A 10,307-nucleotide genomic window follows, 5' to 3' on the forward strand; every position below is an offset into this window, starting at 1 on the left:
CGTCGGTTCCATATATAAAAGGGCGGTCATGCCGCCCCGGTGATTCTTAAATGCGCTCGGCAGCCTCTACTGTATTCATCAGCAACATCGTGATGGTCATCGGGCCAACACCACCCGGTACGGGGGTAATGTGCGAGGCGACTTCCTTCACGCCGGCAAAATCCACGTCTCCGCACAGCTTGCCGTCATCGTCGCGGTTCATGCCCACGTCGATGACGATGGCGCCCGGCTTGACCATGTCGGCCGTCAGCGTGTTGCGGCGGCCGACGGCGGCCACGACCACGTCCGCCTGGCGCGTGTACAGGCCCAGGTCCGGGGTCGCACTATGGCAGATGGTGACGGTGGCATTCGCTTGCAAGAGTAGCAGGGCCATCGGCTTGCCGACCGTGTTGCTGCGGCCGATGACGACGGCGTGCTTGCCGCGCAAGTCGACGCCAGTGCTTTCGATCAACTTCATGCAGCCGTACGGCGTGCACGGGCGGAAGCCGGGCAAGCCCGTCATCAGTTCGCCGGCGCTCAGGACCGAGTAGCCGTCCACGTCTTTCGTCGTGGCGATCGCTTCGATGACCTTGTGCGGGTTGATGTGTTTTGGCAGCGGCATTTGCACGAGGATGCCGTGGATGGCCGGGTCTGTATTCAGGCTGGCGATACGTGCCAGCAAGTCCGCTTCGGACAGGTCCGCTTCATATTTTTCCAGCACGGAGTGGAAACCCACGTCGCCGCACGCCTTGACCTTGTTGCGCACGTACACCTGGCTGGCCGGGTCTTCGCCGACGAGAATCACGGCCAGGCCGGGCTGGGTGCCTTTGGCGGTGAGGGCGGCGGCGCGCGTGGCGATCTCGCTGCGCAGTTTTTGGGAGAGGGCGATTCCGTCGATCAGTTGTGCTGGCATGGTAGGGAGGCTGTGTGGGAGGGAAAAGACAGATTATAAAGCCGGGCGGCGCAAAGGGGCGGTTTTGGCGCCAATGGCATTGAGTGCAAAGGCGTAAAACAGCGGGCCGGAGACGCGGGCCCGAAAAAATGCCGATGGCGGCGTTGCAGCTCCTTGCCGTACTGGCGTACTGTCTGCGTCGCTGCGCCTTGCCCTCGACATTTTTCAGGCCCGCTTGGCCCGAAGCGCCTGGGCGGGCGACTGGGGCGTAAATGCGTTTTGCTGGTGTGCTGGTGGCCGTAGGGAGCGCAAGGGCCTGAGGGTTTTTTGGCGCCGTTTTTGGCACTTTGATCACGCTAATTTCCGGACAGAATTTGCGGCAGTGCAGCATAAATTTCATAGGGTGATTTCATAATACGAAATGCTATATCGTAATTTGAAAAATAGTAAATACGCTGTTAGAATCCCCACACTAAACCGACTTAATAGTAAATAATCAGCGAAATACCGTCCGACAGCGATCCGGAAAATCGGGGTGGGGCGTTCACAAAGGAGACTCAACAGATGTCAGCTCAACTGAACCAGGTAACGACACAGATCGGCACCGACCCGGATATGCAGGAAACCAAGGAGTGGCTGGACGCGCTCGAAGCCGTTCTGGAAAATGAAGGTCCGGAACGCGCGCATTACCTGATGGAGCGCATGGTTGACCTGGCCCGCCGCCGCGGCGCCCAGATCCCGTTCTCCAGCACCACCGCCTACGTCAATACCATCCCCACCAAACAAGAAGCACACTGTCCCGGCAACCTGGAATACGAAGAGCGCCTGCGCTCGTGGATGCGCTGGAACGCCATGGCCATGGTCGTCAAGGCCAACCGCGCCGACGGCGACCTGGGCGGCCACTTGTCCTCGTTCGCTTCGCTGGCGAACATGCTGGGCATCGGTTTCAACCATTTCTGGCATGCGCCCACGGCCGACCACGGCGGCGACCTGCTGTACATCCAGGGCCACTCCTCGCCCGGCGTCTACGCGCGCGCCTTCCTCGAAGGCCGCCTGACGGAAGAGCAAATGCTGAACTTCCGCAAGGAAGTCGACGGCAAGGGCCTGTCCTCGTACCCGCATCCGAAACTGATGCCTGACTTCTGGCAGTTCCCGACCGTGTCGATGGGCCTGGGCCCGCACATGGCGATCTACCAGGCGCGCTTCCTGAAATACCTGCACGCACGCGGCATCGCGAAAACCGACAACCGCAAGATCTGGGCCTTCTGCGGCGATGGCGAGATGGACGAGCCGGAATCCCTGGGCGCGATCGGCCTGGCCGCACGCGACATGCTCGACAACCTGGTCATCGTGGTCAACTGCAACCTGCAGCGCCTGGACGGTCCTGTGCGCGGCAACACCAAGATCATCCAGGAACTGGAAGGCGAATTCCGCGGCGCCGGCTGGAACGTCGTCAAGGTCATCTGGGGCCCGGGCTGGGACGCCCTGCTGGCACAAGATAAAGAAGGCATTCTGCAGCGCGTGATGATGGAAACCGTCGACGGCGAATACCAGAACTACAAGGCGAAAGACGGCGCCTACGTGCGCAAGCACTTCTTCGGCAAGCATCCGAAGCTGCTGGAAATGGTTGCCAACATGACGGACGACGACATCTGGCGCCTGACCCGTGGCGGCCACGATCCGCACAAGATCTACGCGGCATTCAAGATCGCCCAGGAACACAAGGGCCAGCCTACCGTCCTGCTGGTGAAAACCATCAAGGGCTACGGCATGGGCAAGTCCGGCGAAGCGCGCAACACGGCGCACCAGACGAAAAAACTGGACGATGAAGCCATCCGCGAAATGCGCGACCGCTTCTCGCTGCCTATCCCTGACGACAAGCTGGCCGACATCCCGTTCTTCAAGCCAGCCGACGACGCGCCGGAAATGGTCTACCTGCACGAGCGCCGCAAGGCCTTGGGCGGCTACCTGCCGCAGCGCCGCCAGAAAGCGGAAGAAACCCTGCCGGTGCCTGGCCTGGACGCGTTCAAGAACGTGCTGGAAGCAACCCCTGAAGGCCGTGAAATCTCGACCACGCAAGCGTTCGTGCGCGTCATTTCGACCCTGCTGAAAGACCCGAACCTGGGCCAGCGCGTCGTGCCTATCCTGGTCGATGAATCGCGTACCTTCGGCATGGAAGGCCTGTTCCGCCAGATCGGCATCTACAACCCGAAAGGCCAGTTGTACGAGCCGGTCGACAAAGACCAGGTCATGTACTACCGCGAAGACAAGGCCGGCCAGATCCTGCAAGAGGGCATCAACGAAGCGGGCGGCATGAGCTCGTGGATCGCTGCGGCGACGTCGTATTCGACCAACGACCGCATCATGATCCCGTTCTACACCTTCTATTCGATGTTCGGCTTCCAGCGCATCGGCGACCAGGTATGGGCTTCGGCCGACATGCGCGCCCGCGGCTTCCTGATGGGCGGCACGGCTGGCCGTACGACGCTGAACGGCGAAGGCTTGCAGCACGAAGATGGCCACAGCCATATCTTCGCCGCGACCATCCCGACCTGCATGCCGTACGATCCGACCTTCAGCCATGAAGTCGCCGTCATCATCCAGGACGGCCTGCGCCGCATGATCGCCAACCAGGAAGATGTGTTCTACTACATCACGATCATGAACGAGAACTACGCCCAGCCAGGCATCAAGCCAGGCCAGGAAGAAGGCATCCTGAAAGGCATGTACAAGCTGCAGGAAGGTCCGGCGGACGCCAAGCTGCGCGTACAGCTGATCGGTTGCGGCACCATTCTGCGCGAATCGATCTTCGCCGCCGAGCTGTTGCAAAACGACTGGGGCGTGGCTGCGGACGTGTGGTCGGCGCCGTCGCTGACCCTGGTGGCCCGCGATGGCCAGGATGCGGAACGCTGGAACATGGTCAACCCGTCGAAAGAGCAGCGCGTGCCGTACGTGACGTCGCTGATGCAGGATACGGACGGCCCGATCGTCGCCACGACCGACTACATGCGCGCGTTTGCAGAACAGATCCGCGCCTTCATGCCGAAGGGCCGCACTTATAAAGTGCTCGGTACCGATGGCTTTGGCCGCTCGGACAGCCGCGCCAAGCTGCGCGAGTTCTTCGAAGTGAACCGTTATTATGTCACCGTGGCCGCGTTGAAATCGCTGGCTGACGAAGGCAAGATCGATGTGTCGGTGGTGGAGCAGGCGATTGCCAAGTACGGCATCGACGCGAACAAACCGAATCCGGTGACCCAGTAATCGTTGTGCGGACCCGATGATGCCAGGGCGGTGCGAAAGCGCCGCCCTGGCGTGTGTGCGGGTCCATCTGACAAATAAAATAACGGAGCAAGCTATGAGCATTGTGGAAGTCAAAGTCCCGGATATCGGCGATTTCAAGGAAGTCGAGATCATTGAACTGATGGTCAAGCCAGGCGATACGGTCAAGGTCGACCAGTCCCTGATCACGGTCGAATCGGACAAGGCCAGCATGGAAATTCCATCGAGCCACGCCGGTGTCGTCAAGGAATTGAAAGTCAACGTGGGCGACAAGATCGCCGAAGGTTCGCTGGTGCTGCTGCTGGAAGTGGCGGACGACGCCTCGGCGCCGGCGCCTGCCGCTGCCGCCCCTGCGCCGGCTGCTGAAGCTGCACCTGCCGCGGCTCCTGCCGCCGCGCCAGCACCAGCCGCCCCTGCCGGCGCGCCGGCCCTGGTGGAAGTGACCGTGCCCGATATCGGCGACTTCAAGGAAGTCGAAGTCATAGAGCTGATGGTCAAGGTCGGCGACAGCATCAAGGTCGACCAGTCGCTGCTGACGGTCGAATCGGACAAGGCCAGCATGGAAATTCCATCGAGCCACGCCGGTATCGTCAAGGAATTGAAAGTCAAGGTTGGCGACAAGGTTGCCAAGGGTTCGCTGGTGCTGGTCGTGGAAACGACGGGTGGCGCTGCCGCCCCTGCCGCCGCGCCAGCGCAAGCCGCCGCAGCACCAGCCGCCGCCGCCGCTTCGGCACCGGCGCCTGCCTCAGCACCTGCCGCAGCACCTGCCGCTGCCCCTGCCGCCGCTGCAGCTCCTGCCGTCAATGGCAAGCTGGCGCACGCGTCGCCGTCGATCCGCAAGTTCGCACGCGAACTGGGCGTGGACCTGACCCGCGTGGGCGGTTCCGGTCCGAAGGGCCGCATCACCCAGGAAGACGTGCAGAACTTCGTCAAGGGCGTGATGTCGGGTGCTGTCGCCGCGCCGAACGCGCCGGTCGCCAAAGCCGGTTCGGGTGTGGGCCTGGATCTGCTGCCATGGCCGTCGCTGGACTTCAGCAAGTTCGGCACGACCGAATTGCTGCCGCTGTCGCGCATCAAGAAAATCTCGGGTCCCAACCTGCACCGAAACTGGGTCATGATCCCGCACGTCACGCAGTTCGACGAAGCGGACGTGACGGACCTGGAAGCGTTCCGCGTCGACACCAACGCGGCCAATGCGAAGAACAAGGATGCGGCCAAGCTGACCATGCTCGCCTTTGTGATCAAGGCCTCCGTCGCCGCGCTGAAGAAATTCCCCGCGTTTAACGCCTCGCTCGACGCCAAGGGCGAGAACCTGATCCTCAAGCAGTACTACAACATCGGCTTCGCTGCCGACACGCCGAATGGCCTGGTGGTACCGGTGATCAAGGGCGCGGACCAGAAGTCGGTCTCGCAGATCGCCCGCGAAATGACGGAACTGTCGCTGCAGGCGCGCGAAGGCAAGCTGAAACCAGCCGACATGCAGGGCGCCAGCTTCACGATCTCGTCCCTGGGCGGCATCGGCGGCACGCACTTCACGCCTATCGTCAATGCGCCGGAAGTGGCGATCCTGGGTCTGTCGAAAGCCTCGATCAAGCCGGTATGGGATGGCAAGGCCTTCCAGCCACGTTTGATGATGGGCACCTCGCTGTCCTACGACCACCGCGTGGTCGATGGCGCGATGGGCGCGCGATTCTCCGTGTACCTCGGCGAAGTCCTGGCCGACATGCGCAAAATTCTGCTGTAAGGAGCAATTGATGAGCACAGTAGAGGTAAAAGTACCGAATATCGGCGACTTCAAGGAAGTCGAAGTCATCGAGCTGATGGTCAAGGTCGGCGACACCATCAAGGTGGACCAGTCCCTGGTCACGGTCGAATCGGACAAGGCCAGCATGGAGATTCCATCGACCCACGCGGGCGTCGTCAAGGAATTGAAAGTCAAGATTGGCGACAAGATCGCCGAAGGCAGCGCACTGCTGGTGGTGGAAGCGTCGGAAGGCGCTGCTGCTCCCGCAGCCGCACCGGCGGCCGCTCCCGCGCCTGCGGCGGCAGCTCCGGCAGCGGCGGCACCAGCTGCAGCCGTTGCCGCCATCCCGGCCGGCAATTACAGCGGCCAGGTCGATATCGACGTCGACATGATGGTATTGGGCGGCGGTCCTGGCGGCTATTCGGCGGCGTTCCGCGCGGCCGACCTGGGCATGTCGACGGTCATCGTCGAGCGCTACGCCACCTTGGGCGGCGTGTGCCTGAACGTGGGCTGCATTCCGTCGAAAGCGCTGCTGCACGTGGCCTCCGTCATCGATGAAACGGCGCACATGTCCAACACGGGCGTGACGTTTGCCAAGCCGACCATCGACATCGACCAGGTACGCAAGTACAAGGAAGGCGTGATCTCGAACATGACGGGCGGTCTGGCCGGCATGGCCAAGGCGCGCAAGACGCAAGTGGTCACGGGCGTGGGCCAGTTCCTCTCCGCCAACCACATCGAAGTGACGGCAGGCGACGGCTCGAAAAAAGTCGTGCAGTTCAAGCAAGCCATCATCGCCGCCGGTTCGTCCGTGGTGAAGCTGCCCTTCGTGCCGGAAGATCCGCGCATCGTCGATTCGACCGGTGCGCTGGAATTGCGCCAGATCCCGAAGCGCATGCTGGTCATCGGCGGCGGCATCATCGGCCTGGAAATGGCGACCGTCTATTCCACGTTCGGCGCGCGCATCGACGTGGTCGAAATGATGGATGGCCTGATGCAGGGCGCGGACCGCGACGCCGTCAAGGTGTGGCAGAAGTTCAACGAGAAGCGCTTCGACAACATCATGACCAAGACCAAGACGGTGGCCGTCGAGGCTCTGCCGGAAGGCATCAAGGTCACGTTCGAAGCAGCTGAAGCAGGTGCTACCGCACCGGCGCCACAGATCTACGACCTGGTGCTGGTGGCCGTGGGCCGCAGCCCGAACGGCAAGAAGCTGGCCGCCGACAAGGCGGGCGTGCAAGTGACGGATCGCGGTTTCATCAACGTCGACAGCCAGATGCGCACCAACGTGCCGAACATCTTCGCCATCGGCGATTTGGTCGGCCAGCCGATGCTGGCGCACAAGGCCGTGCATGAAGCCCACGTGGCTGCCGAAGCGGCATCCGGCCAGAAGTCGCACTTCGACGTCAAGGTGATCCCGTCTGTCGCCTACACGGATCCGGAAGTGGCATGGGCCGGCATTACGGAAGACGAAGCGAAAGCCAAGGGCATCAAGGTCGAGAAGGGCCACTTCCCATGGGCAGCTTCCGGCCGCGCCGTGGCCAATGGCCGCGCCGAAGGCTTCACCAAGCTGCTGTTCGACGCTGAAACGCATCGCATCATCGGCGGCACCATCGTCGGCACGCATGCGGGCGACATGATTGGTGAAATCGCGCTGGCCATCGAAATGGGCTGCGACGGCACCGACATCGGCAAGACCATCCACCCGCATCCAACGCTGGGCGAGTCGATCGGTATGGCCGCCGAGGTATACGAAGGCGTGTGCACGGACTTGCCGCCGCCGCGCAAGCGCTGATGTCGTAGCGCTATGTCGTAACACTAAAAACCCCGCAAGCGATTGCGGGGTTTTTTACTATCCAACCATCGCCGGCACGCACGCCGGCGACAGGTGAACGATGGAGCGGCGAGATTGCGCTGGCCATCGAATTGGGCTGCGACGGCACCGACATCGGCAAGACCATTCACCCGCACCCGACCCTGGGCGAGTCGATCGGCAGTTTGGCAAAAGCGCGCCGAACTGTACGAAGGCGTGTGCACGGACTTGCCGCCGCCGCGCAAGCGCTGATAAAGAGTTAACTTTCAGTATGAAAAACCGGGCCATGTTCCCGGTTTTTTTTATTTCCCTTGACCTGCGGTATGGTAAAACGTGGTGTGGCGGGGTCTTGTGAAAATTGGTGAGTATTGCCGTGTGGAAAAAGTGGCAGAATGGAGGTCTGTAACCATGTTTTTCTTTTGCTTCGACGGAAGCGTGTGATTTTTCCAGGAATGTTGCCAGCGTGGGATACGGTCAAATTCCGCTGTACTGAGAGAGCTTTGCAACGATGAAAAAATTTACCGCCCTTCATATTGCCGATGTCCGCTTGCGCCGGGCCGATGAGCAAGAGCAAGCCGTGATGCTGCATGCCTTGTACCAGGACGTGGCCGCTATCCTGGCGGCGGGCAAGCGGATCGATGCGATTTTCTTCACGGGGCAGCTGGTGGCGCCCGACGCCTGTGCTGGCACGACCCCCGTGTACGTCTACGAATACTTCCTGCGCCCCTTGCTGCAGGCGGCCAGCTTGCCCGGCGCGCGTTTCTACCTGGTGCCGGGCAGCCGCGCGCAGGGTGTCGCGGCTGCGGCGCTGGGCAATGCCGGCTTCAGTTTTTTCTCCGCCGACGAGCACGCCAGTGCCGAGCAGCGCGCGCACTACAAGAATATCCACGCCGTGTTCCATGGCCACCAGCATACGGGCGATGCCAGTTCACTGATGAAGTCGCTGGGTATCCTGTTCAAGAGCAATCCCGGCAGCCTGTACGGTGCGAATGGCCAGATGGCGGCGTTTTCCGTGCTCGAGTTCGGCACGGGCGAGGCCGCGGCCGATGGCTGCAGGGCGGGCACGCAGTGGACGGTGTCTCTGCGCGAGTTCGATGACGTGAGCAAGAATTTCGCCCTGTCGGTGCTGTACACGCCGAATGGCCAGGAAACGGGGCAGGTGGATGCCGAATATGTGTTTGCCACTTTGCTGCCGCAGCTGGCAGGTGAGCGCGGCTATCTCGATGGCTTGCTGGGCAAGGCGGGCGCGCGGCAGCGCGTGGACGCCTGCGTGGCTGCCGATGCGCGCGAATTCCTGATCGAGCTGGCCTTCGTGATGTTCGAAGCCAAGAGCATGTTCCTCAACGAGGCGGAACTGGAACGCTTTGCCAGCGACTATTGCGGCGTGAAGGGCTGGAGCATGGAGTCCGGGGATTGGCTGGCGCCGTTGTATGCGCATGGCTTGCTGCTGCGGGCCGATGGCCAGGTGGCGTTTTCCTTCGATTATTTCCGCACATATTTCCTGGCACAACGCTTTGAAACCTCGTTTGACCTGATGCGCTATGGCCCGGACCGCTACGATGGAAGTGAGTCTTCACTTAGTGTCCATGGCGCGTCGGCGGCCCAGCCTTTCCTGCGCGCGCTGGGCTTGAGCGATGAACACGCCAAAGCGGCGCTGCCGGAAGACTGCAGCCGCCCCAGCTGACCCGCGCGTCAGTCCGCCAGCGGCTGGCGCAGGGTGCCGTGCAGGAACAGGTCGAGACTGACGGCCACCTTGGCGCGCAATTGCGCCACGTCCGGTTGTGCCGGTGGCGGAAACAGCAGGCGCGACATCTGGTCGCCCAGCAGGCAATTGAGCAGGTGCAGCGACAGCATGGCCGGCGCCAGTTCCGCGCGAAACAGGGGCGCGATATCGGGGCGGCTGAAAAACCTCGTCAGCATCTCGCGTGTCTGTCCCGGTCCCACCTTGTAAAACGTTTCCGCCAGTTCCGGGTGCGTGGCCGCCTCGGCCACCACCATGCGATTGAGGCGGATGGCCGCCGGCATGGTGACGAGCTGCACGAACAGCAGGCCGAACTCGCCCAGGATGGTGGGCAGGGGGCGCATATCCGTTTCCAGCGCCGGCATGGTCGAGAAATAGGCGGCGCGGCGCAGTTCCACCACGGCATTGAACAAGCCCGACTTGCCGCCAAATTTCACATAAATCGTGCGTACGGCCACATGGGCTTCCCGGGCGATCATTTCCAGGCTGACCTTTCCATACCCTTTTTCCAGAAACAGGCAGCCAGCCGTGTGCAGCAGGTTGTCCATGCGCGCTTCCATGTCGGCAGCGCGCGGCCGGCCGGCTGGCTTGCCGCAGCAGGAAAGCTCCTGGGCGTCGTCGCCGGATTCTTTATCGGTAGGCAAGGTATCGCTGAGGCCGGGATCGGACATGGTCTGGGTCTCTTTACAAGTTGGAAGGTAAGTGATGGCTCACACTGTAGTGCAAATTAAAATGAAATGCAATCGTTTCATTTCTTGACTTTGGCTTTTCTTTGCCCAATAATGAACCTATATCATTTCATTTCCGGAGCGAGTATGTCCAACCAGCCAGGCCAAGCAGAGCACAAAGTGCTGAGCGC

Annotated in this window: 7 protein-coding genes; 4 read left to right on the forward strand and 3 right to left on the reverse strand. The window is 61.7% G+C overall.

Going from position 1 to position 10,307, the window contains the following annotated elements; genetic code table 11:
* Nucleotides 1–46 precede the first annotated feature (46 nt).
* Nucleotides 47–892 carry a bifunctional methylenetetrahydrofolate dehydrogenase/methenyltetrahydrofolate cyclohydrolase FolD gene (gene folD / locus GYK42_RS27925; protein WP_166450139.1) on the reverse strand — a complete coding sequence of 282 codons (846 nt, stop codon included), beginning with the start codon at nucleotides 890–892 and terminating at the stop codon, nucleotides 47–49.
* 543 nt (nucleotides 893–1,435) lie between these two features.
* Here folD and aceE point away from each other — a divergent pair.
* The 3 genes from aceE (at nucleotide 1,436) to lpdA (ending at nucleotide 7,689) form a co-directional block, all read left to right on the forward strand.
* Nucleotides 1,436–4,132 carry a pyruvate dehydrogenase (acetyl-transferring), homodimeric type gene (aceE, locus tag GYK42_RS27930; protein WP_058050144.1) on the forward strand — a complete coding sequence of 899 codons (2,697 nt, stop codon included), beginning with the start codon at nucleotides 1,436–1,438 and terminating at the stop codon, nucleotides 4,130–4,132.
* A gap of 94 nt (nucleotides 4,133–4,226) precedes the next feature.
* The gene (aceF, locus tag GYK42_RS27935; protein WP_166450140.1) at nucleotides 4,227–5,894 is read left to right on the forward strand and encodes a dihydrolipoyllysine-residue acetyltransferase; all 1,668 of its coding nucleotides are present in this window, start codon (nucleotides 4,227–4,229) and stop codon (nucleotides 5,892–5,894) included.
* Between the two features lie 10 nt (nucleotides 5,895–5,904).
* A complete protein-coding gene (lpdA, locus tag GYK42_RS27940) occupies nucleotides 5,905–7,689 on the forward strand; it encodes a dihydrolipoyl dehydrogenase (protein WP_166450141.1) in 1,785 nt (594 codons plus the stop codon).
* A gap of 277 nt (nucleotides 7,690–7,966) precedes the next feature.
* Here lpdA and GYK42_RS27945 read toward each other — a convergent pair whose 3' ends face one another.
* Entirely contained in the window at nucleotides 7,967–8,296 is a 330-nt protein-coding gene (locus GYK42_RS27945; RefSeq protein WP_166450142.1) for a hypothetical protein, read from the reverse strand.
* Here GYK42_RS27945 and GYK42_RS27950 point away from each other — a divergent pair.
* Nucleotides 8,285–9,391 carry a hypothetical protein gene (locus tag GYK42_RS27950; RefSeq protein ID WP_166450143.1) on the forward strand — a complete coding sequence of 369 codons (1,107 nt, stop codon included), beginning with the start codon at nucleotides 8,285–8,287 and terminating at the stop codon, nucleotides 9,389–9,391. The two genes, GYK42_RS27945 and GYK42_RS27950, sit on opposite strands and share 12 nt — an antisense overlap.
* A gap of 8 nt (nucleotides 9,392–9,399) precedes the next feature.
* Here GYK42_RS27950 and GYK42_RS27955 read toward each other — a convergent pair whose 3' ends face one another.
* The gene (locus tag GYK42_RS27955; RefSeq protein ID WP_166450144.1) at nucleotides 9,400–10,119 is read right to left on the reverse strand and encodes a TetR/AcrR family transcriptional regulator; all 720 of its coding nucleotides are present in this window, start codon (nucleotides 10,117–10,119) and stop codon (nucleotides 9,400–9,402) included.
* Between the last annotated feature and the right edge of the window lie 188 nt (nucleotides 10,120–10,307).

This window comes from Janthinobacterium lividum, assembly GCF_011601275.1.
In the GTDB taxonomy this organism is placed as follows: Bacteria; Pseudomonadota; Gammaproteobacteria; order Burkholderiales; family Burkholderiaceae_D; genus Janthinobacterium; species Janthinobacterium lividum_E.